The sequence below is a fragment of the Streptomyces sp. NPDC051020 genome (genome assembly GCF_040683105.1).
Lineage (GTDB): Bacteria > Actinomycetota > Actinomycetes > Streptomycetales > Streptomycetaceae > Streptomyces.
Window position 1 is genome coordinate 71790 of sequence record NZ_JBFBCG010000003.1, and the last position, 23964, is coordinate 95753.

Here is a 23964-nt window from a genome sequence, read left to right on the forward strand (position 1 = left end):
AGCTTCAGTCCAGGAGATTCCGCAACCGTGGCTTCCACGAACGACCTCAAGAACGGCATGGTGCTCAAGCTCGACGGGGGCCAGCTCTGGTCCGTCGTCGAGTTCCAGCACGTCAAGCCCGGCAAGGGCCCGGCTTTCGTGCGCACCAAGCTCAAGAACGTGCTCTCCGGCAAGGTCGTCGACAAGACGTTCAACGCCGGCGTGAAGGTCGAGACGGCCACCATTGACCGCCGCGACATGCAGTTCTCGTACATGGACGGCGAGTACTTCGTCTTCATGGACATGGACACGTACGACCAGCTCATGGTCGACCGCAAGGCTGTCGGCAACGCCGCCAACTTCCTCATCGAGGGCTTCACCGCCTCCGTGGCCCAGCACGAGGGCGAGGTGCTCTACGTCGAGCTGCCGGCCGCCGTCGAGCTGACCATCCAGCACACCGACCCGGGCGTCCAGGGCGACCGCTCCACCGGTGGCACCAAGCCCGCCACGCTGGAGACCGGTTACGAGATCGGCGTCCCGCTCTTCATCACCACCGGTGAGAAGATCAAGGTCGACACCCGCACGGGCGACTACCTCGGCCGGGTGAACAGCTAACCGTGGCTGCCCGGAACACGGCCCGCAAGCGCGCCTTCCAGATCCTCTTCGAGGCCGACCAGCGCGGTGAGTCCGTGCAGACGGTCCTCGCGGACTGGGTTCGGCTCTCGCGGTCCGACCCCCGTCAGCCGCCGGTCACCGAGTACACGATGGAGCTCGTCGAGGGGTACGCGCAGTACGCGGACCGGATCGACGACCTCATCATCACCTACGCCGTGGACTGGGAGATCGACCGCATGCCGGTCGTCGACCGGAACATCCTGCGGCTCGGTGCGTACGAGCTGATCTGGGTGGACGGGACGCCGGACGCGGTGGTCATCGACGAGGCGGTCCAGCTTGCCAAGGAGTTCTCCACGGATGACTCCCCGTCCTTTGTGAACGGGCTGCTCGCCCGGTTCAAGGACCTCAAGCCGAACCTTCGCCGCGAGGCGTAGGCTGCGGCGGCGTTCAGCCCACGAAGGGCCCACGGTCAGCTGACCGTGGGCCCTTCGGCGTGCGGTGCGCCTGGGCGGGGCGTTGCGTGGTGTGGTGCCCGGTCCACTGGGTGGGGGGTTCCGTCCTCAAGCGCCGGACGGGCTTGGGTGTGCGGGCTTGCCGTGTCCGGCGGGTTCGGGCCCACGGGGGTGGGGGGTTCCGTCCTCAAGCGCCGGACGGGCTTGAGGTGTCCGCCTGGCTCTCCGGTGGCACCGTCGCCTTGTCGGGTGGGTGGTGGTCCGCGGGGCCCCTCCGGGGTGTCTCCTCGGGCGACGAACGTTCGGCGGGTACGCGAGGGAGCCCGGGTCTTTGTTCGTCGCCCTGCGGGGACTCCCCTGCACGGCCCCGGACCGGACGTCGCGCGTCAGCGGCCCGGTGTGCCTTCTTGTCACGACCGCCGGGGCGCAGGCGCGAGTGATGCCTGGGTGGGGCCGTGCAGGGGAGTCCCCGCAGGGGCTGGCGCTCGTGCCGGGTTCGCCCGCGTTGCCGGCTTCCGCGCCAGTTCTGAGGAGACGCCCCGGAGGGGCCCCGCCCACCACCCACCGCGCAGTGCGGCGGCGCCCCCGGGGCGCGGCGCCGAAAATCAAGCCCGTCCGGCGATTGAGGACGGAACCCCCGCCCCGGACCCGGGTGCGAGAACCGCACCGCCCGCCGGGGCGACCCCGCCCCCCGGACCGGGGCAGGAAAAACGCCGGGTTGCCGGGCCCGAAAAGGCACCCGGCAACCCGGCGGTACGTTTCTGCTGGCCGGGGCTTCAGCCCCGGACGTCAGCCTTCCTCGTGGGCAACCGCGCGACGCGCGTCCGCGTCCAGCACGCCCCAGCTGATCAGCTGTTCCGTGAGCACGGACGGCGACTGGTCGTAGATCACGGCCAGCGTGCGCAGGTCGTCCTGGCGGATCGAAAGCACCTTGCCGTTGTAGTCACCGCGCTGGCTCTGGATCGTCGCGGCGTAGCGCTGCAGCGGTCCGGCCTTCTCCGGCGGGACGTGGGCGAGGCGCTCCAGGTCCAGAACAAGCTTCGGCGGCGGCTCTGCGGCCCCGCCCGGCGTCGTACCCGGCAGAAGCTCCTGCACCGGAACCCCGTAGAAGTCCGCCAGCTCGGCGAGGCGCTGCACGGTCACGGCGCGGTCGCCGCGCTCGTACGAGCCGACCACGACGGCCTTCCAGCGGCCCTGGGACTTCTCCTCCACACCATGGAGGGAGAGGCCCTGCTGGGTGCGGATGGCACGGAGCTTGGCCCCGAGCTGTTTTGCGTATTCGCTGGACATAAGGCTCCCCGGACGAAGTCTGGTAACTCACTGTGAGGTTACGCAGCGTTACTTGGATGCGTCAAGCCGAATGGTCCGGACCGGCACCTCCCGGGGGTGCGACCAGGGTCGGGTTCAAGCCCTGGTAACGTTGATGACGCAATTTCGACGTCCTTTAAGGTCCGTCCAGTGAGGCGGAGAAGGAGGTCCGTTTCTTATGGACGCACAGCACGAAGCCACCGGCAATGCGGCACGCCCCGTTCTGGAGGCTCCCGACGTCGCCCGAGTACTGACCCGCATCGCCCACGAAATCGTCGAACGCGCCAAGGGCGCCGACGACGTGGTCCTGCTCGGCATCCCGACCCGAGGCGTCTTTCTCGCCCGTCGGCTCGCCGACAAGCTCCAGGAGATCACCGGCCGGAAGATGCCGGTCGGCTCCCTCGACATCACCATGTACCGCGACGACCTGCGGCTGCGCCCGGCGCGCGCCCTGGCCCGTACCGAGATCCCCGGTGAGGGCATCGAGGGCTGCCTGGTCGTCCTGGTGGACGATGTTCTCTTCTCCGGCCGCACGATTCGCGCCGCGCTCGACGCGCTCGGCGACATCGGCCGGCCCCGCGCGGTGCAACTTGCGGTCCTCGTCGACCGCGGCCACCGCGAGCTTCCGATCCGTGCCGACTACGTAGGCAAGAACCTCCCCACGTCGCTGCGGGAGACGGTCAAGGTCCAGCTCGCCGAGGAGGACGGCCGTGACGCCGTACTGCTCGGCGTCCAGCAGACCGCCCCGGCAGGCGAGCAGTAGCTGCACACATCCGTACGACGCACCAGTCGTACGACGGCTTCTGCACGCCCGCATGCCTGAACTCTCCAGGAGAACACCCAGATGAAGCGTCACCTCATCTCGGCCGCCGACCTCACCCGCGACGACGCCGTCCTGATCCTCGACACCGCCGAGGAGATGGCCCGGGTAGCGGACCGGCCGATCAAGAAACTCCCGACCCTGCGCGGCCGTACCGTCGTCAACCTCTTCTTCGAGGACTCGACGCGCACCCGCATCTCCTTCGAGGCCGCTGCCAAGCGCCTCTCCGCCGATGTCATCAACTTCTCCGCGAAGGGCTCGTCGGTCTCCAAGGGCGAGTCGCTCAAGGACACCGCGCTGACCCTGGAGGCGATGGGCGCCGACGCCGTCGTCATCCGGCACGGTGCCTCCGGCGCCCCGTACCGCCTCGCGACGTCCGGCTGGATCGACGGCGCCGTCGTCAACGCCGGTGACGGCACCCATGAGCACCCCACCCAGGCGTTGCTCGACGCGTTCACCATGCGTCGCCGACTGGTGGGCGCCGATGCCGGCCTGGGCCGGGACCTGGACGGACGGCGGATCACCATCGTCGGCGACGTCCTGCACAGCCGGGTCGCCCGCTCCAATGTCCACCTGCTGCACACGCTCGGCGCCCACGTCACCCTGGTGGCCCCGCCGACCCTCGTGCCGGTGGGTGTGGAGCAGTGGCCCTGCGAAGTCAGCTACAGCCTCGACGAGGTGCTGCCGAAGTCCGACGCGGTGATGATGCTGCGTGTGCAGCGTGAACGGATGAACGCCGCGTACTTCCCGACCGAGCGCGAGTACTCCCGCCGCTACGGCCTGGACGGCGAGCGCATGGCCAAGATGCCGGAGCACGCCATCGTCATGCACCCCGGCCCGATGGTCCGCGGCATGGAGATCACCGCCGAGGTCGCCGACTCCGACCGCTGCACGGCCGTCGAGCAGGTCGCCAACGGCGTCTCCATCCGGATGGCGGTGCTCTATCTGCTGCTGGGTGGGTCCGAGCCCGCCACCACCCTTGATCGAAACGCTGCGCGCCCCGCTGATTCCGAGGAGAACAAGTAATCATGAGCAAGATCCTTATCCGCGGCGCGAAGGTCCTCGGCGGCGAGCCCCAGGACGTCCTGATCGACGGCGAGACCATTGCCGCCATCGCCCGGCAGGGCGAAATCGACTGGAGTGGTGCCGGTATCGACGCCGGCGACGCGACCGTCGTCGAGGCCGAGGGGCAGATTCTGCTGCCCGGTCTGGTCGACCTGCACACCCATCTGCGTGAGCCCGGGCGCGAGGACTCCGAGACCGTTCTCACCGGCACCAAGGCGGCGGCGGTCGGTGGCTTCACCGCCGTGCACGCCATGGCCAACACCTTCCCGGTCGCCGACACCGCCGGTGTCGTCGAGCAGGTCTGGCGGCTCGGCAAGGAGTCCGGGTACTGCGACGTGCAGCCGATCGGCGCCGTCACCGTCGGGCTGGAGGGCAAGCAGCTCGCCGAACTCGGCGCCATGCACGATTCGGCCGCTGGAGTGAAAGTCTTCTCCGACGACGGCAAGTGTGTCGACGACGCGGTGATCATGCGGCGCGCGCTGGAGTACGTGAAGGCGTTCGACGGTGTCGTCGCCCAGCACGCCCAGGAGCCCCGCCTGACCGAGGGCGCCCAGATGAACGAGGGCATCGTCTCGGCCGAGCTCGGTCTCGGTGGATGGCCGGCCGTCGCCGAGGAGTCGATCATCGCCCGCGATGTTCTCCTCGCCGCCCACGTCGGCTCCCGGGTGCACATCTGCCACCTGTCGACCGCCGGCTCGGTGGAGATCGTCCGCTGGGCCAAGTCCAAGGGCTGGAACGTGACCGCCGAGGTCACCCCGCACCACCTGCTGCTCACCGACGAGCTCGTACGGTCGTACAACCCGGTCTACAAGGTGAACCCCCCGCTGCGCACCGAGGCCGACGTGCTGGCCCTGCGCGAGGCACTCGCCGACGGCACGATCGACTGCGTCGCCACCGACCATGCCCCGCACCCGCACGAGGACAAGGACTGCGAGTGGGCCGCGGCCGCCATGGGCATGGTGGGTCTGGAGACCGCGCTCTCCGTCGTCCAGCAGACGATGGTCGAGACGGGGCTCCTCGACTGGGCGGGCGTCGCCGACCGGATGTCGTTCCGCCCGGCCGCCATCGGCCGGCTCGACGGACACGGCCGCCCCGTCTCGGCCGGTGAGCCTGCCAACCTCACGCTGGTCGATCCGGCATACCGTGGAGTCGTGGACCCCGCGGGCTTCGCCTCCCGCAGCCGCAACACCCCGTACGAGGGGCGCGAGCTGCCGGGTCGCGTCACCCATACCTTCCTGCGGGGCCGTGCCACGGTCGTCGACGGGAAGCTCGCGTGACATCACTGACCCCCCTGTACCAGCTGGCCGCCGAGCAGAAGTCGGCGGACGTGACCGATTGGCCCGCCCGCATCAGCTGGGTGATCGGACTGATCGTCTTCATCGCCTTCATCTACTGGCTGATGCGCCAGGGGTGGAAGTGGCGGGGGAGCCTGCAGTCCGATCTGCCGGAGCTGCCCGCCACACCGGAGGGGTACTCCGACGGGGAGCCGCTCCTGACGATGACCGGCCGCTACCACGCCTCGACGACCGCCGGGCAGTGGCTCGACCGGATCGTCGCCCACGGCCTCGGTACCCGCAGCCGCGTGGAGCTCACGCTGACCGAGCAGGGACTCGACGTCGTACGCCCCGGAGCAGCCGACTTCTTCGTCCCGGCCGCGCAGCTGCGTGACGCCCGGCTCGACAAGGGCATCGCGGGCAAGGTCCTCCCCGAGGGCGGCCTGCTGATCATCACCTGGGCGCTCGGCGACAAGCTGATCGACTCCGGCTTCCGCTCCGACCGCTCGGCCGAACACCCGGCCTGGGTCGACGCCATTCACCACCTCACCAGCACTACGGAAGGCACCGCACGATGACCATCTCCACCCGGGGAGCCGCCAAAGCTCCCGCCGTACTCGTCCTGGAGGACGGCCGCGCCTTCCGCGGCCGCGCCTACGGGGCCGTGGGGGAGACCTTCGGCGAGGCGGTGTTCTCCACCGGCATGACCGGCTACCAGGAGACCCTGACCGACCCCTCGTACCACCGCCAGGTCGTCGTGATGACCGCCCCGCACGTCGGCAACACCGGGGTGAACGACGAGGACCCCGAGTCCCAGCAGATCTGGGTCTCCGGCTACGTGGTGCGCGACCCCGCACGGGTGCCGTCCAACTGGCGCTCGCAGCGTTCGCTCGACGAGGAGCTGGAGCGTCAGGGCGTCGTCGGCATCAGCGGCATCGACACCCGCGCCCTCACCCGCCACCTGCGCGAGCGCGGCGCCATGCGCGTCGGCATCTTCTCCGGCGACGCGGTCGCCGACGAGGCCACGCTGCTGGCCCGGGTGCTGGAAGCCCCCGAGATGGTGGGAGCCGACCTCTCCGCCGAGGTCGCGACCAAGGAGACGTACGTCGTCCCCGCGATCGGCACCAAGAAGTTCACCGTCGCCGCGATCGACCTCGGCATCAAGGGCATGACCCCGCACCGGATGGCCGAGCGCGGCATCGAGGTGCACGTCCTGCCCGCCACCGCCACCCTCGACGAGGTGTACGCGGTCCAGCCCGACGGAGTCTTCTTCTCCAACGGCCCCGGCGACCCGGCCACTGCCGACCACCCGGTCTCCGTCATGCAGGGCGTCCTGGAGCGGAAGACGCCGCTCTTCGGTATTTGCTTCGGCAACCAGATCCTGGGCCGCGCGCTCGGCTTCGGCACGTACAAGCTCAAGTACGGCCACCGCGGCATCAACCAGCCGGTGCAGGACCGCACGACCGGCAAGGTCGAGGTCACCGCGCACAACCACGGCTTCGCCGTCGACGCCCCGCTGGACAAGGTGTCGGACACGAAGTTCGGCCGCGCCGAGGTCTCCCACGTCTGTCTGAACGACCAGGTCGTCGAGGGGCTGCAACTCCTCGACCAGCCGGCCTTCAGCGTCCAGTACCACCCCGAAGCAGCCGCGGGCCCGCACGACGCCGCGTACCTCTTCGACCGCTTCGTATCCCTGATGGAGGGCCAGCGTGCCTAAGCGCTCCGATATCCAGTCCGTCCTGGTCATCGGCTCCGGCCCGATCGTCATCGGTCAGGCCGCCGAGTTCGACTACTCCGGCACCCAGGCCTGCCGCGTCCTCAAGGCCGAGGGCCTGCGCGTCATCCTGGTGAACTCCAACCCGGCGACGATCATGACCGACCCGGAGATCGCCGACGCCACGTACGTCGAGCCGATCACCCCCGAGTTCGTCGAGAAGATCATCGCCAAGGAGCGCCCCGACGCGCTGCTCCCGACGCTGGGCGGCCAGACCGCGCTCAACACCGCGATCTCCATGCACGAGAACGGTGTTCTGGAGAAGTACGGTGTCGAGCTCATCGGCGCCAATGTCGAAGCCATCAACAAGGGCGAGGACCGCGACCTCTTCAAGGGCGTCGTCGAGGCCGTCAACGCGAAGATCGGTCACGGCGAGTCCGCCCGCTCGGTCATCTGCCACACGATGGACGACGTGCTCCAGGGCGTCGACACGCTCGGCGGCTACCCCGTCGTCGTCCGCCCCTCCTTCACGATGGGCGGCGCCGGCTCCGGCTTCGCGCACGACGAGGAGGAGCTGCGCCGGATCGCCGGTCAGGGCCTCACGCTCTCCCCGACCACCGAGGTGCTCCTGGAGGAGTCCATCCTCGGCTGGAAGGAGTACGAGCTGGAGCTGATGCGCGACAAGCACGACAACGTCGTGGTCGTCTGCTCCATCGAGAACTTCGACCCGATGGGCGTCCACACGGGTGACTCGATCACCGTCGCCCCGGCGATGACGCTCACCGACCGTGAGTACCAGCGGCTGCGCGACATCGGCATCGCGATCATCCGCGAGGTCGGCGTCGACACCGGCGGCTGCAACATCCAGTTCGCCATCGACCCGACCGACGGCCGGGTCATCGTGATCGAGATGAACCCGCGCGTCTCCCGCTCCTCGGCGCTGGCGTCGAAGGCCACCGGCTTCCCGATCGCCAAGATCGCCGCCAAGCTGGCCGTCGGCTACACGCTGGACGAGATCCCCAACGACATCACCGAGAAGACCCCGGCCTCCTTTGAGCCGACGCTCGACTATGTCGTCGTCAAGGCCCCGCGGTTCGCCTTCGAGAAGTTCCCGTCCGCCGACTCGACCCTCACCACCACCATGAAGTCGGTGGGCGAGGCCATGGCGATCGGCCGCAACTTTACCGAGGCGCTCCAGAAGGCGCTGCGCTCCTTGGAGAAGAAGGGTTCGCAGTTCGCCTTCACCGGTGAGCCCGGCGACAAGGCCGAGCTGCTGGCCGAAGCGGTCCGCCCGACCGACGGCCGGATCAACACGGTCATGCAGGCGATCCGGGCCGGCGCCACCCAGGAAGAAGTCTTCGACGCCACGAAGATCGACCCCTGGTTCGTCGACCAGCTCTTCCTGATCAAGGAGATCGCCGACGAGCTGGCCGCCGCCGACAAGCTCGGTCCCGAGCTGCTCGCCGAGGCCAAACGGCACGGATTCTCCGATGTCCAGATCGCCGAGATCCGCGGTCTGCGCGAGGACGTCGTCCGCGAGGTGCGGCACGCCCTCGGCATCCGCCCGGTGTACAAGACGGTCGACACCTGCGCCGCCGAATTCGCCGCGAACACGCCGTACTTCTACTCCTCGTACGACGAGGAGAGCGAGGTCGCGACCCGCACCAAGCCCGCGGTGATCATCCTCGGCTCCGGCCCCAACCGCATCGGTCAGGGCATCGAGTTCGACTACTCCTGCGTCCACGCCTCCTTCGCGCTGAGCGACGCGGGCTACGAGACCGTGATGGTCAACTGCAACCCGGAGACCGTCTCCACGGACTACGACACCTCCGACCGCCTTTACTTCGAGCCGCTGACGCTCGAGGACGTGCTGGAGATCGTGCACGCCGAGTCCCTCGCGGGCCCGATCGCCGGTGTCATCGTCCAGCTCGGCGGCCAGACCCCGCTGGGTCTGTCGCAGGCGCTCAAGGACAACGGGGTGCCGGTCGTCGGCACCTCCCCGGAGGCGATCCACGCAGCCGAGGACCGCGGCGCGTTCGGCCGTGTCCTGGCCGAGGCCGGACTCCCGGCCCCGAAGCACGGCACCGCCACCACGTTCGCAGAGGCCAAGTCCATCGCCGACGAGATCGGTTACCCCGTCCTCGTGCGCCCGTCGTACGTGCTCGGCGGCCGTGGCATGGAGATCGTGTACGACGAGACGCGGCTCTCCTCGTACATCGCCGAGTCCACCGAGATCAGCCCTACCCGGCCGGTCCTGGTCGACCGCTTCCTCGACGACGCCATCGAGATCGACGTCGACGCGCTCTACGACGGCACCGAGCTCTACCTCGGCGGCGTCATGGAGCACATCGAGGAGGCCGGCATCCACTCCGGCGACTCCGCCTGTGCGCTGCCCCCGATCACCCTCGGCGGCTACGACATCAAGCGGCTGCGCGCCTCCACCGAGGGCATCGCCAAGGGCGTCGGCGTGCGTGGGCTGATCAACATTCAGTTCGCGCTCTCCGGCGACATCCTGTACGTCCTGGAGGCCAACCCGCGTGCCTCCCGTACCGTCCCCTTCACGTCGAAGGCGACCGCGGTGCCGCTCGCCAAGGCCGCCGCCCGCATCTCGCTGGGCGCGACGGTCGCCGAGCTCCGCGAGGAGGGCCTGCTGCCGCGGAACGGCGACGGCGGCACCCTGCCGCTCGACGCGCCGATCTCTGTCAAGGAGGCCGTCATGCCGTGGTCGCGGTTCCGCGACATCCACGGCCGCGGCGTCGACACGGTCCTCGGCCCGGAGATGCGCTCCACCGGTGAGGTCATGGGCATCGACTCGGTCTTTGGCACGGCGTACGCCAAGTCGCAGGCCGGCGCGTACGGCCCGCTGCCCACCAAGGGCCGTGCCTTCATCTCCGTCGCCAACCGTGACAAGCGCTCGATGATCTTCCCGGCCCGTGAGCTGGTCGCCCACGGCTTCGAGCTGATGGCCACCTCCGGCACCGCCGAGGTCCTCAAGCGCAACGGCATCAACGCCACCGTCGTGCGCAAGCAGTCCGAGGGCGAGGGCCCGAACGGCGAGAGGACCATCGTCCAGCTCATCCACGACGGCGAGGTCGACCTGATCGTCAACACGCCGTACGGGACGGGCGGCCGCCTCGACGGCTACGAGATCCGTACCGCGGCCGTGGCCCGCGCGGTGCCGTGCCTGACCACGGTCCAGGCGCTCGCCGCCGCGGTCCAGGGCATCGACGCGCTCACCCACGGAGACGTCGGCGTACGTTCCCTCCAGGAACACGCGGAACATCTGACCGCGGCCCGCGACTAGGCAGCCCAGCAGGGGGACACCGGAAACGGTGTCCCCCTCTCTGTGAGGACACTCCCATGTACAAGTTCTTCTTCCGGCTGGTCTTCAAGCGGATGGACCCGGAGCAGGCCCACTACCTGGCCTTCCGGTGGATCCGCCTCGCGGCCCGCATCCCCGTCCTGCGCACCTACGTCGCCTCGGTGCTCGCAACCCGCTACAAGGAGCTGCGCACCGAGGCCCTCGGTCTGCGCATGCACGGCCCGTTCGGCCTCGCCGCGGGCTTCGACAAGAACGCCGTCGCGATCGACGGCATGTCGATGCTCGGCTTCGACCACATCGAGATCGGTACGGTCACCGGCGAGCCACAGCCCGGCAACCCCAAGAAGCGCCTCTTCCGCCTCGTGGCGGACCGTGCGCTGATCAACCGCATGGGGTTCAACAACGAGGGCTCCGCGGCCGTGGCCGAGCGCCTGGCCGCCCGTAACCCCGTCTTCCGGACGACGGTCGGCGTCAACATCGGCAAGACCAAGGTCGTGCCGGAGGCCGAGGCCGTCGGCGACTACGTGAAGTCCACCGAGCGGCTCGCCCGCCACGCCGACTACCTCGTCGTCAACGTCTCCTCGCCCAACACGCCCGGTCTGCGCAACCTCCAGGCCACCGAGGCGCTGCGCCCGCTGCTCACCGCCGTGCGCGAGGCGGCCGACCGGACCGTCACCGAGCGCCGGGTCCCGCTCCTCGTCAAGATCGCCCCCGACCTCGCCGACGAGGACGTCGACGCGGTCGCCGACCTCGCGGTCGAGCTCGGCCTGGACGGCATCATCGCCACCAACACCACCATCGCCCGCGACGGCCTCGGGCTGAAGTCCTCACCGTCGCTCGTCAAGGAGACCGGTGGACTCTCCGGCGCGCCCCTCAAGGCGCGCTCCCTGGAGGTCCTGCGGCGCCTCTACACGCGGGTCGGCGACGAGATCACCCTGGTGGGCGTCGGCGGCATCGAGACCGCCGAGGACGCCTGGCAGCGCATCCTTGCCGGCGCCACCCTCGTCCAGGGCTACAGCGCCTTCATCTACGAGGGCCCGTTCTACGCCCGCGCGATCCACAAGGGCCTGGCCGCACGCCTCGCCGCTTCCCCGTACGCCACCCTCGCCGAGGCCGTCGGCGCCGAGACCCGGAAGGCCACGAAGTGACTCTTGAACCCTTCGGCGCACGCCTGCGCCGCGCCATGGACATCCGCGGGCCGCTCTGCGTCGGCATCGACCCGCACGCCTCGCTGCTCGCCTCCTGGGGTCTGAACGACGACATCGCGGGCCTGGAGCGCTTCACCCGCACCGTCGTCGAGGCGCTGGCCGACCGGGTGGCCGTTCTCAAGCCGCAGTCCGCGTTCTTCGAGCGGTTCGGCTCGCGCGGCATCGCCGTCCTGGAGAAGGGCGTCGAGGAGGCGCGGGCGGCCGGCGCGCTCGTCCTGATGGACGCCAAGCGCGGCGACATCGGCTCCACCATGGGCGCCTACGCGGAGACCTACCTGGACAAGGACTCGCCGCTGTTCTCCGACGCGCTCACCGTCTCGCCGTACCTCGGCTTCGGCTCGCTGCGCCCGGCGCTCGACGCGGCCGTCCTCTCCGGTGCGGGCGTCTTCGTCCTCGGACTCACCTCCAACCCCGAGGGCGCCGAGGTGCAGCGCGCCACTGCCGCGGACGGCCGGTCGCTGGCCCAGGTGATGCTCGACCACGTGGCCGCCGAGAACGAGGGTGCCGAGCCGCTCGGCTCGGTCGGCGTCGTGATCGGCGCCACGCTCGGCGACGCGGGCGTGGATCTGGCGGTCAACGGACCGCTGCTGGCCCCCGGGATCGGCGCCCAGGGTGCCACCCCCGCCGATCTGCCGGGTGTCTTCGGTGCCGCGGTGGGCAACGTGCTGCCGAGCGTGAGCCGGGGCGTGCTGCGTCACGGACCGGACGCGTCCGGGCTGCGCGAAGCCGCCGAACGGCTCACGGACGAGGTCCGTGCAGCCGTTCAGGAAAACTGACCATGCCATGTAACAGCGTGTTGACGGAATCATGACCTGAAAACTCGGTTGTTATGTCTGAAATGTCCTGGTCGGCTGAGGCTGACCAGGACTTTTCGTCTGTTCTCGCTGACTCCGGCGGCCTTGGCCGCTAGTCTCCGACGAGAGTCAACGTGCACAGGTTGTTCGTTGCTCACCCGGTGTGGGGCGACTAGGTTCCTCACTGGTCCGTATCCGACAGATCGACATCCGAGGTGACGTAGGCGTGGCTCTTCCGCCCCTTACCCCTGAACAGCGCGCAGCCGCGCTCGAAAAGGCCGCCGCGGCTCGCCGGGAGCGGGCCGAGGTCAAGAATCGACTCAAGCACTCCGGCGCCTCGCTCCACGAGGTCATCAAGCAGGGCCAGGAGAACGACGTCATCGGCAAGATGAAGGTCTCCGCCCTTCTGGAGTCCCTGCCCGGCGTGGGCAAGGTCCGCGCCAAGCAGATCATGGAGCGGCTCGGGATCTCCGAGAGCCGCCGTGTGCGGGGTCTCGGCTCCAACCAGATCGCGTCCTTGGAGCGAGAGTTCGGCGGCTCCGCCGCCTGACGTTCTCAGGCACCCCTGAGAACGGGGATAATCGCTCCATGGCTGCAACATCCCGGGGGACGTCCCCCGTACCCCCGGACGTACGTCCGCGGCTGACCGTGCTCTCCGGCCCCTCCGGTGTCGGCAAGAGCACGGTCGTCGCTCACATGCGAAAGGCGCACCCCGATGTCTGGCTCTCGGTGTCGGCGACGACCCGGAAGCCGCGCCCAGGGGAGCGCAACGGTGTCCACTACTTCTTCGTGGACAACGACGAGTTCGACAAGCTGATCGCCAACGGCGAACTGCTGGAGTGGGCCGAATTCGCCGGCAACCGGTACGGCACGCCGCGCCGCGCTGTGGTCGAACGCCTCGACGCGGGCGAGCCGGTTCTCCTGGAGATCGATCTCCAGGGTGCCCGGCTGGTCCGCCAGTCGATGCCCGACGCGCAGCTGGTCTTCCTCGCCCCGCCGAGCTGGGACGAGCTGGTGCGCCGGCTCACCGGCCGCGGGACCGAGGCGCCCGAGGTGATCGAGCGTCGGCTTGCCGCAGCGAAGGTCGAGCTCGCCGCCGATTCGGAGTTCGATACGACGCTGGTCAACACCTCCGTCGAGGACGTATCACGTGAGCTGCTAGCCTTGATGCTTCAGGCTTCCGCCCGCCGTGACAGCAGCGCCTGAACCAGCCGAACCGGAGCACCACCCCGGCGGAATCCGCAGTATCAAAGATTTCTTTGATCTTTACCCCCTTCGGAAGGCAGAGAGTGTCCTCTTCCATCACCACGCCCGAGGGCATCATCAACCCGCCGATTGATGAGCTCCTTGAGGCCACCGACTCGAAGTACAGCCTTGTGATCTACGCCGCCAAGCGTGCGCGTCAGATCAACGCGTACTACTCGCAGCTCGGCGAAGGTCTCCTCGAGTACGTCGGTCCGCTCGTCGACACCCACGTGCACGAGAAGCCGCTCTCGATCGCGCTCCGCGAGATCAACGCGGGCCTGCTGACCTCCGAGGCCATCGAAGGCCCCGCTCAGTAAGCAGGAACAAAGCACCTTCACCACAGGCCCGGCGGCCACCATTGCCGGGCCTGTGGTGTGTCCGGGGGCGTGGCGGTGCCTTCGGTGCCGTGAGGCAGCATGGGGGTTGTACGTGTCCGAGTACGTACCCGAGTGCGGGGAGACGCAGTGGAGAAGCCGAAGGTCGTTCTGGGGGTCAGCGGGGGCATCGCCGCCTACAAGGCGTGCGAGCTGCTGCGACGGCTGACCGAGTCCGGTCATGACGTACGGGTCGTCCCGACCGGATCCGCGCTCCAGTTCGTGGGCGCCGCCACCTGGTCGGCGCTCTCCGGCCACCCGGTGTCGACCGCGGTGTGGAACGACGTCCACGAGGTGCCGCACGTCCGCATCGGGCAGGGTGCCGACCTCGTCGTGGTCGCCCCCGCCACCGCCGACATGCTTGCCAAGGCCGCCCACGGTCTCGCCGACGACCTGCTCACCAACACGCTCCTCACCGCTCGCTGTCCGGTGGTCTTCGCGCCCGCCATGCATACCGAGATGTGGGAGCACCCCGCCACCCAGGAGAACGTCGCGACGCTGCGCCGGCGTGGAGCCGTCGTCATCGAGCCCGCCGTCGGCCGGCTCACCGGCGTCGACACCGGCAAGGGGCGGCTGCCCGATCCCGGTGAGATCTTCGAGGTCTGCCGCCGGGTGCTGGCCCGCGGGCCCGTCGCGCCGGACCTGGTGGGCCGCCATGTGGTGATCAGCGCGGGCGGTACGCGGGAGCCGCTCGACCCGGTCCGCTACCTCGGCAACCGCTCCTCCGGGAAGCAGGGGTACGCGCTGGCCCGTACCGCGGTCGCCCGCGGGGCCAGGGTCACGCTCATCGAGGCCAACACCGGACTGCCCGATCCGTCGGGCGCCGATGTCGTACGGGTCGGCACCGCGGTGCAGCTGCGAGAAGCCGTACTGAAGGCCGCGTCCGACGCTGATGTCGTGGTGATGGCGGCCGCGGTCGCCGATTTCCGACCGGTCGAGTACGCCGAGGGGAAGATCAAGAAGAAGGACGGCCAGGAGCCCGCGCCGATCCTGCTCGTCCGCAATCCGGACATCCTCGCCGAGGTCTCCGCCGAGCGGGCGACGCCGGACCAGATCGTCGTCGGGTTCGCCGCCGAGACCGACAACGTGCTCGCCAACGGCCGCGAGAAGCTCCTGCGCAAAGGCTGTGACCTGCTCGTCGTCAATGAGGTGGGGGAGCGCAAGACCTTCGGCTCCGAGGAGAACGAGGCGGTGATCCTGGCGGCCGACGGTGGCGAGACCCCGGTGCCGTACGGCCCCAAGGAGGGGCTCGCCGACACGGTCTGGGATCTCGTGTCGGCCCGCTTCTCATCCCAGGCGTGATTAAGGTCTCAGATTGGTGAAAAACCATCCATATCCGGGCGTCAGTGGCTTCTCCGGAGGGTGATTCTCGTACCGTGGACATTGGTGCCGCAGGTCACAGAACTCCCAAAGGGCGAGATACATGGTCCGGCAGGTGGCGGCGACCGATAAACTGGTCCCGGACGTGCCGGGCGCAGCTCCCGGCCGTCCGCCAATGATCAGCCAGCAGCCGCTGCAACCCCAGGGAGCGATGTGTCCCGCCGTCTCTTCACCTCGGAATCCGTTACCGAGGGTCACCCCGACAAGATCGCTGACCAGATCAGTGACACCATTCTCGACGCCCTCCTGCGCGAGGACCCGACTTCGCGCGTCGCCGTCGAGACCTTGATCACCACCGGTCTGGTGCACGTCGCGGGTGAGGTCACGACCAAGGCCTACGCCGACATCCCGACTCTGGTGCGCAACAAGATCCTGGAGATCGGCTACGACTCCTCGAAGAAGGGCTTCGACGGCGCCTCCTGCGGCGTCTCGGTGTCCATCGGGGCACAGTCGCCCGACATCGCTCAGGGTGTCGACACCGCCTACGAGAAGCGGGTCGAGGGCGCCTCCCGGAGGGACGAGGAGGACGAGCTCGACAAGCAGGGCGCGGGCGACCAGGGCCTGATGTTCGGCTACGCCTGCGACGAGACGCCCGAGCTCATGCCGCTCCCGGTCTACATCGCGCACCGGCTCTCCCGCCGGCTGTCCGAGGTCCGCAAGAACGGGACCATCCCGTACCTGCGCCCCGACGGCAAGACCCAGGTCACCATCGAGTACGACGGCGACAAGGCAGTCCGCCTCGACACCGTCGTCGTCTCCTCGCAGCACGCCAGCGACATCGACCTGGACTCGCTGCTCGCTCCCGACATCCGCGAGTTCGTCGTCGAGCACGTCCTCGCGCAGCTGATCGAGGACGGCATCAAGCTGGACACCGACGGCTACCGGCTGCTGGTCAACCCGACCGGCCGCTTCGAGATCGGCGGCCCGATGGGCGACGCCGGTCTGACCGGCCGCAAGATCATCATCGACACGTACGGCGGCATGGCCCGCCACGGCGGCGGCGCCTTCTCGGGCAAGGACCCGTCGAAGGTTGACCGCTCGGCGGCGTACGCGATGCGCTGGGTCGCCAAGAACGTCGTCGCGGCGGGCCTCGCGGCCCGTTGCGAGGTGCAGGTCGCGTACGCGATCGGCAAGGCCGAGCCGGTGGGCCTGTTCGTCGAGACGTTCGGCACCGCCGCGGTCGAGACCGAGAAGATCGAGAACGCCATCGGCGAGGTCTTCGACCTCCGCCCGGCCGCGATCATCCGCGACCTCGACCTGCTGCGTCCGATCTACGCCCAGACCGCGGCGTACGGCCACTTCGGCCGTGAGCTCCCCGACTTCACCTGGGAGCGCACGGACCGCGTGGAAGCACTGCGCACGGCGGCTGGTCTGTAGGCCTGCCGCACTCGCTCTGTACGCCGGGGCCCGGACGCCGCACGCGGTGTCCGGGCCCCGGTGCGTGCGGCCGGGGCGTTCCGCACGGGGCCGCTGTCAGTGGCGTCTGGTAGGAATGTGGCTGTGAGCAGGGACAACGAGCAGTCTGCGGAGCCCGACGGCGGGGCGCCGGAGCAGCTTGCGCTCATCCGGGAGACCGTGCGGCAGGCGAAGGTGCCGCGGGCCAAACCGCGGACCTGGCGGGGCGCCGCGCTCGCGAAGGAGCTGCCCGTCGCCCGGGTGCTGGTCAACAAGGGCGTGCTCCACCTCGACCAGTACTTCGACTACGCCGTGCCGGAGGAGCTCGACGCCGAGGCGCAGCCCGGGGTGCGGGTGCGGGTGCGGTTCGGGGCCGGGGGGCGCAATGTCCGCGCTGGGCGCCGTGAGGGCGGCGGCCTCATCGACGGGTTCCTCATCGAGCGGCGCGCCGAGTCGGACTACCCGGGCGCGCTTGCCGCGCTGGCCTACGTCGTATCGCCCGAGCCGGTGCTCGGACCCGAGCTGCTCGCCCTGTCGCGCGCAGTGGCCGACCGGTACGCCGGCAGCCTCGCCGATGTGCTGCAGCTCGCCGTGCCGCCCAGGAACGGAAAGGCCGAGTCCAGGTCCTCACCGGAGCCGCTGCCACCGCCCCCGGCGCCGTCGCCCGGGAGCTGGGAGCGGTACGAGCAGGGGCCCGCGTTCCTGCAGTCGCTGGCCGAGGGCGGTGCCCCCCGGGCGGTGTGGACCGCGCTGCCCGGGCCGCACTGGCCCCAGGAGATCGCCAGGGCCGTGGCCGCCACACTCGCCTCGGGGCGGGGCGCGCTCGTCGTCGTACCGGACGGGCGCACGGCGGGACGTGTGGACTCCGCGCTCACCGAACTGCTCGGGGTGGGCCGCCACGCCCTGCTGACCGCCGATTCCGGACCCGAGAAGCGGTACCGGGAGTGGCTTGCCGTGCGGCGCGGATCGGTGCGGGCGGTGGTCGGGACGCGGGCCGCGATGTTCGCGCCGGTCGCGGACCTGGGCCTGGTCGCAGTCTGGGACGACGGGGACTCGAGCCACAGCGACGACAACGCCCCCTTCCCGCATGTCCGGGAGGTCCTGGAGCTGCGGGCCGCGCACGGCCGGTGCGCGTTCCTGCTCGGCGGCACGAGCTGCACGGTGGAGGCCGCCCAGCTGGTGGAGACCGGCTGGGCGCTGCCGCTGCGCGCGGACCGGGAGCAGCTGCGGATCGCGGCGCCGCTGGTGCGTACCGTCGGCGACGGCGAGCTGGCCCGGGACGAGGCGGCCAGGGCCGCGCGGCTGCCCAGTCTCGCCTGGCAGACCGTTCGGGACGGGCTGCGCCGCGGACCGGTGCTGGTCCAGGTGCCGCGTCGCGGATACGTGCCGCGGCTGGCTTGCGAGCGCTGCCGTGAACCTGCCCGGTGCCGCCACTGCGCCGGGCCGCTGGAGGCGCCGGACCAGCGGGATCTCAACTGTGCGTGGTGCGGGCGGGCCGAGACCGCCTGGCACTGCGTGGCCTGCGGCTCTCAGCGGCTGCGGGCCCGGATCGTCGGCGCCCGCCGGACGGCCGAGGAACTCGGCCGGGCCTTCCCCGCCGTTCCGGTGCGGACGTCCGGCCGCGACCACATCCTGGACTCCGTGCCGGCCGCGCCCGCGCTGGTCGTGAGTACCCCGGGTGCCGAACCCGTCGCCGAGGGCGGTTATGCGGCCGCGCTGCTGCTGGACGGCTGGGCGATGGTCGGCCGCCCCGATCTGCGGGCCGGCGAGGAGGCGCTGCGCCGCTGGACCGCCGCGGCCTCGCTGGTACAGGGCCAGCCGGAGGGCGGCACGGTGGTGATCGTCGCCGAACCGACCCTGCGGCCGGTCCAGGCGCTGGTGCGCTGGGACCCGGTCGGCCACGCCCGCCGCGAGCTGGCGGAACGCGCCGAACTGGGTTTCCCACCGGTGTCCCGGATGGCGTCGGTGACCGGCCTGCCGGAGGCGCTCGCGGCGTTCCTTGCCGCGGCCGAACTGCCGCCGGAGGCGGAGGTGCTCGGCCCGGTCCCGGTTCCGGGTACCGAACCCGGCAGGCCCAGAAGACCGTGGGACGCGCCGTTGGGGGAGAGCTGGGAGCGGGCGCTGCTCAGGGTTCCGCCGGGCAGCGGCGCCGCGCTGGCTGCCGCGCTGAAGACGGCGCAGGCCGCGCGGACAGCCCGGGGCAGCGGTGATCCGGTCCGGATCAGGATCGACCCCCCGGACATCGGCTGACCCGGCCCGCCGTCCACCGGTGCCCGGTGGACGGCGCACATACGACTGCCCCGCCGCGCGCCAGGCACGCGCACGGTGGGGCAGAGGGGGACTCGGTCAGCCGTTGCGCGGGCCGGGGAAGACGCCGGGGCGCAGTTCCTCGCGCAGGGGCGGCCGGTCCGCGGAGGGCTGCGGGGGCATGGAGCGGGCGGCGGGTACGGCGGGCAGCACCGGAGCCGTGCCGGACCCGGGCGTCACGGGCAGCGGACGTGGCGCTGCGGTCTCGGCTGCCACCTCGGTGGTTCCCGGCTGCGGGGTGTTCCGGCGGGCGCCGTAGCGCCGGTGGACCGCCTGCTTGGTGACTCCGAGCGCGGAGCCCACCGCATCCCAGGAGAAGCCCAGCGAGCGGTCGAAGTCCACTGCCGCCGTCACCAGGGTCTCGACGCTGTCGCGCAGTTCCTGGGCCAGTCTGACGGTGGGGGCCGGGGCCCTGCCGTAGACGACGAAGCCCGTGGACGGGCCGGAGCGGCGCGGACGGTAGACGTTGCCCAGTTGGGCCGTGAGCGTGCGCAGTGCGTCCACCTGCCGCCGGACCCGTTCGATGTCCCGCACCAACAGATGCAGGCTGGCCCGCGCTTGGGCGTCGTGGGTTGCGTGGTCGGCCATGAAGAAGCCTCTCGAACCGGCGTTGAAAGGGGCCGGGCCGCACCGTGGCGGCCCGCTTCGGTCAATCTCTCTTGACCAACGCGTGACCCGGTGATGTGGTCACGCTCCAAGGGCGTACGTGTAGATGCGCGGGGCGCACGGCCGGGAGTACGCCCCCGGCGGGGCGGTGTTCCCGCACCGGCGTAGTACGCTCTGGCTCTGCCCCTGGGCAGCGGTCAGGGCTTGGCCGTCACGAGGCTCTGGTGAGCCAAGTGAGAAACCGCCCCGTTCGTGGAGCGGAGGCGTCACAGACTGGTGCGCTGCTCAAACCCGTACCAGCTTGAGAGGCCATCGGATGAAGCTCGTCTTCGCAGGCACCCCTGAGGTTGCCGTACCCGCCTTGGACGCCTTGATCGCCTCCGACCGCCACGAGGTGGCCGCTGTCGTCACCCGCCCCGACGCACCTTCGGGGCGGGGGCGCCGCTTGGTCGCCAGCCCCGTCGCCGAGCGCGCCGAGGAGGCCGGGATCGAGGTGCTCAAGCCCGCCCGCCCGCGCGACGAGGACTTCCTCGCGCGGCTGCGGGAGATCGCCCCGGACTGCTGTCCGGTCGTCGCGTACGGGGCGCTGCTGCCCAAGATCGCACTCGACGTACCCGCCCGCGGCTGGGTCAACCTCCACTTCTCGCTGCTGCCCGCCTGGCGCGGCGCGGCCCCCGTCCAGCACGCGGTGATGGCCGGCGACGAGGTCACCGGCGCCTCGACCTTCCTGATCGAGGAGGGGCTCGACTCGGGCCCGGTGTACGGCGTCCTCACCGAGGAGGTGCGGCCCACGGACACCAGCGGTGATCTGCTGACCCGGCTCGCCTTCGCCGGTGCCGGGCTGCTCGCCGCGACCATGGACGGCATCGAGGACGGCACGCTGCACGCCGTGCCGCAGCCTATGGACGGCGTCACCCTCGCACCGAAGATCACCGTCGAGGACGCCCAGGTGCAGTGGTCCGCACCGGCGCTGAGGGTCGACCGGGTGGTGCGTGGCTGCACCCCCGCCCCCGGTGCATGGACGCTCTTCCGGGGAGAACGCCTCAAGCTGATTCAGGCCGTGCCGGTTTTGGACCGCGCCGATCTGGCGCCCGGTGAGCTGTCCGCGTCCAAGAACCATGTGTACGTCGGCACCGGATCGCACGCCGTCGAGCTGCTCTGGGTCCAGCCGCAGGGCAAGAAGCCGATGCGGGCCGCGGACTGGGCGCGGGGGGTGCGGATCGTCCCGGGGGAGCTGGTGGGGATCTAGTACTGCGACCGGAAAGGTTTGCGAGCCGGTGAACCTTTCCGGTCGCAGCACTGGCGCCCCTCCCGGCAGGCTTTGCCCCGTCGCGCCGCCCGGCACGCCCGCTCGGACGACGCTCCGCATGGGGCGAACATGGCCGGTCACGGCACTTAGGCGGTCGCGTTGCCGGGGACGAGGCCGCCGTTCACGGCCCGTGTCCAGAGCCTGTGGTGCCACTCATTGGCGCCCGGCGCGGGCTCGGCGGTCAGCACCGGGTTCGGACCGGTCTCGATGAGGTGCAGCAGCGACCACGCGACGCCGTAGCAGTCGTCGGGCCCGAAGCAGGCCACCAGCGCCTTCGCCTCCTCCGCCGTGACCGGTCGGGAGATGGCCACCAGCTGCTTGTCCCGCCTGGCGATCTCCTCCTCGCTCGCGTCCCAGTCGGGCAGTGGGCCATCGGCGACGAACGCATGCACCGCGGGTCTCATCCGCCCATGATCGGTTGCCGCCGCCGCGCAGGGCAAGGCGTCCCGGCAGCTCACTCAGTCTCTGTCCCGGTACGGAGGGATTACGCTGGGAGGATTCGCCCCTCACCATCAGCGGAGCACCTTTCACGTGAACGACCAGCAGCGTCGCCATCCCGCCAAGCCGCATCGCCGGCCCCAGAAGGACCCGGTCCGGTTCCTCGCCTTCGAGGCTCTCAGGGCCGTCGACGAACGCGACGCGTACGCCAACCTCGTCCTGCCCCCGCTGCTGAAGAAGGCACGCGCCAAGGGCGATTTCGACGCCAGGGACGCGGCGCTGGCGACCGAACTCGTCTACGGGACGCTGCGCCGCCAAGGGACGTACGACGCGATCGTCGCGGCCTGCATCGACCGGCCGCTGCGGGAGGTCGACCCGCCGGTTCTCGACGTGCTCAACATGGGCGTGCACCAGCTGCTCGGCACCCGTATCCCCACCCACGCCGCGGTCTCCGCCAGCGTGGAGCTGGCCCGGGTGGTGCTCGGCGAGGGGCGCGCCAAGTTCGTCAACGCCGTGCTGCGGAAGGTCGCCGCGGACGACCTCGACGGCTGGGTGGCGCGCGTCGCCCCGTCGTACGACGAGGACGCCGAGGACCACCTCGCGGTCGTGCACTCGCATCCGCGCTGGATCGTCTCCGCGCTCTGGGATGCGCTGGGCGGCGGCCGCGCCGGGATCGAGGACCTCCTCGAGGCCGACAACGAGCGGCCCGAGGTCACCCTCGTCGCCCGCCCCGGCCGCTCCACCACCGAGGAGCTGCTCACGGCTCTCGGCGACGAGAACGGCCTCCCCGGCCGCTGGTCGCCCTATGCCGTGCGGATGGCGGAGGGCGGCGAGCCCGGCGCCCTGAGCGCCGTGCAGGAGGGCCGCGCCGGGGTCCAGGACGAGGGCAGCCAGCTGGTGGCCGCCGCCCTCGCCAACGCGCCGGTGGAGGGCAGCGACAGCCGCTGGCTCGACGGGTGCGCCGGGCCGGGTGGCAAGGCCGCCCTGCTCGCTGCCCTCGCCGCCGAACGCGGAGCCGCGCTGCTGGCCGCCGAGAAGCAACCCCACCGGGCCCGCCTCGTGGAGCGGGCGCTGGCCGGTAACCCCGGCCCGTACCAGGTGATCACCGCCGACGGCACCCGCCCGCCGTGGCAGCCCGGCGTCTTCGACCGGGTCCTGATGGACGTACCGTGCTCCGGCCTCGGCGCGCTGCGCCGCCGCCCGGAGTCCCGCTGGCGTCGCCGCGCCGAGGACCTGGAGAACTTCGCGCCGCTCCAACGCGGTCTGCTGCGGGAGGCGTTGAAGGCCGTGCGGGTCGGCGGCATCGTCGGTTACGCGACCTGCTCGCCGCATCTCGCGGAGACCCGGGTGGTGGTCGAGGACGTACTCAAGGGACGCGGCGGTGAGCCGGTCGAGGCGGAGTGGGTGGACGCGCGTCCACTGATGCCGGGTGTGCCCGCGCTGGGAGACGGACCCGACGTCCAGCTGTGGCCGCATCTGCACGGCACGGATGCGATGTACCTCGCGCTGTTGCGTCGTACAGCCTGACGGCGACCTTCCAGGCCCTTGGTGCGGGCCGAATGGTCGGGATTGCGCGAACTGTAATGATCCCGTGAGGCTTTGGGGCGCACCGAGGCAGGGAAGTGCCGCGGAACGTGGCAGGCTTGGCACATGGCCCAGATCAACCCGAGCATCCTGTCCGCCGACTTCGCCCGGCTCGCCGAGGAGGCGACGGCCGTCGAAGGCGCCGACTGGCTCCACGTCGACGTGATGGACAACCACTTCGTGCCCAACCTGACCCTCGGCGTGCCGATCGTGGAATCGCTCAGCCGGGCCACGGAGACGCCGCTGGACTGCCATCTGATGATCGAGGACCCGGACCGCTGGGCGCCGCAGTACGTCGAGGCGGGTGCCGGTTCCGTCACCTTCCACGTGGAGGCCGCGGCAGCGCCCGTACGGCTGGCGCGGGAGATCCGGGCCAAGGGTGCCCGCGCCTCGATGGCGCTCAAGCCGGCGACGCCCATCGAGCCGTACGAGGACCTGCTCCCCGAGCTCGACATGCTGCTGATCATGACGGTGGAGCCGGGCTTCGGCGGCCAGGCCTTCCTCGACATCATGCTGCCGAAGATCCGCCGCACCCGTGAGCTGATCTCCAAACACGGTCTGGAGCTGTGGCTGCAGGTCGACGGTGGCGTCTCGGAATCCACCATCGAGCGGTGCGCCGAGGCCGGTGCGGACGTCTTCGTCGCCGGCTCGGCGGTGTACGGGGCCAATGACCCGGCCGAGGCGGTACGCGCCCTGCGTACCAAGGCGGACGGGACGATCGCTTCGGCGGCCTGGGCGTGCAACCACTGAAGCCGACGGGGACGTCGGCATTCAT

The 23964-nt window shown here is 70.5% G+C and carries 22 protein-coding genes; 19 read left to right on the forward strand and 3 right to left on the reverse strand.

All coding sequences use genetic code 11. The features are described from left to right. Positions 1–27 precede the first annotated feature (27 nt). Complete coding sequence (efp, locus tag AB0N06_RS02825) at positions 28–594, forward strand: elongation factor P (RefSeq protein WP_358860745.1); 567 nt, start codon at positions 28–30, stop codon at positions 592–594. Positions 595–596: 2 nt separating this feature from the next. Next, complete coding sequence (gene nusB, locus AB0N06_RS02830) at positions 597–1028, forward strand: transcription antitermination factor NusB (protein ID WP_358860744.1); 432 nt, start codon at positions 597–599, stop codon at positions 1026–1028. A gap of 807 nt (positions 1029–1835) precedes the next feature. Here nusB and bldD read toward each other — a convergent pair. After that, positions 1836–2336, reverse strand: coding sequence for a transcriptional regulator BldD (gene bldD, locus AB0N06_RS02835; protein ID WP_014044812.1), 501 nt, complete (start codon positions 2334–2336; stop codon positions 1836–1838). A gap of 196 nt (positions 2337–2532) precedes the next feature. On the opposite strand from bldD, the gene pyrR reads away from it, so the two are divergent. The 14 genes from pyrR to AB0N06_RS02905 all read left to right on the forward strand — a co-directional run bounded on the left by pyrR (position 2533) and on the right by AB0N06_RS02905 (position 19195). Next, the gene (gene pyrR, locus AB0N06_RS02840) at positions 2533–3117 is read left to right on the forward strand and encodes a bifunctional pyr operon transcriptional regulator/uracil phosphoribosyltransferase PyrR (RefSeq protein WP_358860743.1); all 585 of its coding nucleotides are present in this window, start codon (positions 2533–2535) and stop codon (positions 3115–3117) included. Between the two features lie 81 nt (positions 3118–3198). Beyond that, the gene (locus tag AB0N06_RS02845) at positions 3199–4200 is read left to right on the forward strand and encodes an aspartate carbamoyltransferase catalytic subunit (RefSeq protein ID WP_366132983.1); all 1002 of its coding nucleotides are present in this window, start codon (positions 3199–3201) and stop codon (positions 4198–4200) included. Between the two features lie 2 nt (positions 4201–4202). After that, positions 4203–5516: a dihydroorotase gene (locus AB0N06_RS02850; RefSeq protein WP_366132984.1), complete on the forward strand. Its 1314-nt coding sequence runs from the start codon at positions 4203–4205 to the stop codon at positions 5514–5516. After that, a complete protein-coding gene (locus tag AB0N06_RS02855) occupies positions 5513–6091 on the forward strand; it encodes a hypothetical protein (RefSeq protein WP_366132985.1) in 579 nt (192 codons plus the stop codon). Before AB0N06_RS02850 ends, AB0N06_RS02855 begins: the two co-directional genes overlap by 4 nt. Next, on the forward strand, positions 6088–7230 hold the full coding sequence (carA, locus tag AB0N06_RS02860) for a glutamine-hydrolyzing carbamoyl-phosphate synthase small subunit (RefSeq protein WP_358860739.1): 1143 nt from the start codon (positions 6088–6090) through the stop codon (positions 7228–7230). Before AB0N06_RS02855 ends, carA begins: the two co-directional genes overlap by 4 nt. Further along, positions 7223–10531 (forward strand): carbamoyl-phosphate synthase large subunit, encoded by a 3309-nt coding sequence (gene carB, locus AB0N06_RS02865; RefSeq protein WP_366132986.1) that lies wholly within the window; start codon positions 7223–7225, stop codon positions 10529–10531. Before carA ends, carB begins: the two co-directional genes overlap by 8 nt. 56 nt (positions 10532–10587) lie before the next feature. Next, the gene (locus tag AB0N06_RS02870) at positions 10588–11697 is read left to right on the forward strand and encodes a quinone-dependent dihydroorotate dehydrogenase (RefSeq protein WP_366132987.1); all 1110 of its coding nucleotides are present in this window, start codon (positions 10588–10590) and stop codon (positions 11695–11697) included. Then, positions 11694–12533 carry an orotidine-5'-phosphate decarboxylase gene (pyrF, locus tag AB0N06_RS02875; RefSeq protein WP_366132988.1) on the forward strand — a complete coding sequence of 280 codons (840 nt, stop codon included), beginning with the start codon at positions 11694–11696 and terminating at the stop codon, positions 12531–12533. The genes AB0N06_RS02870 and pyrF overlap by 4 nt, the downstream gene beginning before the upstream one ends. A 244-nt stretch (positions 12534–12777) precedes the next feature. After that, positions 12778–13101 carry an integration host factor gene (locus tag AB0N06_RS02880; RefSeq protein ID WP_014157387.1) on the forward strand — a complete coding sequence of 108 codons (324 nt, stop codon included), beginning with the start codon at positions 12778–12780 and terminating at the stop codon, positions 13099–13101. 38 nt (positions 13102–13139) lie between these two features. Then, positions 13140–13757, forward strand: coding sequence for a guanylate kinase (gmk, locus tag AB0N06_RS02885; protein WP_366132989.1), 618 nt, complete (start codon positions 13140–13142; stop codon positions 13755–13757). An 83-nt stretch (positions 13758–13840) separates the two neighbouring features. Beyond that, entirely contained in the window at positions 13841–14113 is a 273-nt protein-coding gene (gene rpoZ, locus AB0N06_RS02890; RefSeq protein ID WP_003970369.1) for a DNA-directed RNA polymerase subunit omega, read from the forward strand. A 147-nt stretch (positions 14114–14260) separates the two neighbouring features. Next, positions 14261–15472, forward strand: a complete 1212-nt coding sequence (gene coaBC, locus AB0N06_RS02895) for a bifunctional phosphopantothenoylcysteine decarboxylase/phosphopantothenate--cysteine ligase CoaBC (RefSeq protein WP_366132990.1) — start codon at positions 14261–14263, stop codon at positions 15470–15472. 231 nt (positions 15473–15703) lie between these two features. After that, positions 15704–16927: a methionine adenosyltransferase gene (gene metK / locus AB0N06_RS02900; protein ID WP_366132991.1), complete on the forward strand. Its 1224-nt coding sequence runs from the start codon at positions 15704–15706 to the stop codon at positions 16925–16927. Between the two features lie 123 nt (positions 16928–17050). Beyond that, entirely contained in the window at positions 17051–19195 is a 2145-nt protein-coding gene (locus AB0N06_RS02905; RefSeq protein WP_366132992.1) for a primosomal protein N', read from the forward strand. Positions 19196–19291: 96 nt separating this feature from the next. Here AB0N06_RS02905 and AB0N06_RS02910 read toward each other — a convergent pair whose 3' ends face one another. Beyond that, entirely contained in the window at positions 19292–19840 is a 549-nt protein-coding gene (locus AB0N06_RS02910; protein WP_366132993.1) for a hypothetical protein, read from the reverse strand. Between the two features lie 334 nt (positions 19841–20174). On the opposite strand from AB0N06_RS02910, the gene fmt reads away from it, so the two are divergent. After that, on the forward strand, positions 20175–21107 hold the full coding sequence (gene fmt / locus AB0N06_RS02915) for a methionyl-tRNA formyltransferase (protein ID WP_366132994.1): 933 nt from the start codon (positions 20175–20177) through the stop codon (positions 21105–21107). A 146-nt stretch (positions 21108–21253) separates the two neighbouring features. On the opposite strand, the gene AB0N06_RS02920 is transcribed toward fmt, so the two are convergent. Next, positions 21254–21571, reverse strand: coding sequence for a hypothetical protein (locus AB0N06_RS02920; protein WP_366132995.1), 318 nt, complete (start codon positions 21569–21571; stop codon positions 21254–21256). A gap of 127 nt (positions 21572–21698) precedes the next feature. On the opposite strand from AB0N06_RS02920, the gene AB0N06_RS02925 reads away from it, so the two are divergent. Then, positions 21699–23132: a transcription antitermination factor NusB gene (locus AB0N06_RS02925; protein ID WP_366132996.1), complete on the forward strand. Its 1434-nt coding sequence runs from the start codon at positions 21699–21701 to the stop codon at positions 23130–23132. A 123-nt stretch (positions 23133–23255) separates the two neighbouring features. Continuing rightward, on the forward strand, positions 23256–23939 hold the full coding sequence (gene rpe / locus AB0N06_RS02930) for a ribulose-phosphate 3-epimerase (RefSeq protein ID WP_345513217.1): 684 nt from the start codon (positions 23256–23258) through the stop codon (positions 23937–23939). Positions 23940–23964: the final 25 nt, after the last annotated feature.

Coding starts and splice junctions, on each gene's coding strand:
- carA (WP_358860739.1), top strand. CDS start 6,088: ATGACCATCTCCACCCGGGGAGCCGCCAAAGCTCCCGCCGTACTCGTC.
- gmk (WP_366132989.1), top strand. CDS start 13,140: ATGGCTGCAACATCCCGGGGGACGTCCCCCGTACCCCCGGACGTACGT.
- AB0N06_RS02870 (WP_366132987.1), top strand. CDS start 10,588: ATGTACAAGTTCTTCTTCCGGCTGGTCTTCAAGCGGATGGACCCGGAG.
- bldD (WP_014044812.1), bottom strand. CDS start 2,336: ATGTCCAGCGAATACGCAAAACAGCTCGGGGCCAAGCTCCGTGCCATC.
- AB0N06_RS02845 (WP_366132983.1), top strand. CDS start 3,199: ATGAAGCGTCACCTCATCTCGGCCGCCGACCTCACCCGCGACGACGCC.
- AB0N06_RS02910 (WP_366132993.1), bottom strand. CDS start 19,840: ATGGCCGACCACGCAACCCACGACGCCCAAGCGCGGGCCAGCCTGCAT.
- AB0N06_RS02850 (WP_366132984.1), top strand. CDS start 4,203: ATGAGCAAGATCCTTATCCGCGGCGCGAAGGTCCTCGGCGGCGAGCCC.
- pyrR (WP_358860743.1), top strand. CDS start 2,533: ATGGACGCACAGCACGAAGCCACCGGCAATGCGGCACGCCCCGTTCTG.
- fmt (WP_366132994.1), top strand. CDS start 20,175: ATGAAGCTCGTCTTCGCAGGCACCCCTGAGGTTGCCGTACCCGCCTTG.
- AB0N06_RS02920 (WP_366132995.1), bottom strand. CDS start 21,571: ATGAGACCCGCGGTGCATGCGTTCGTCGCCGATGGCCCACTGCCCGAC.
- rpe (WP_345513217.1), top strand. CDS start 23,256: ATGGCCCAGATCAACCCGAGCATCCTGTCCGCCGACTTCGCCCGGCTC.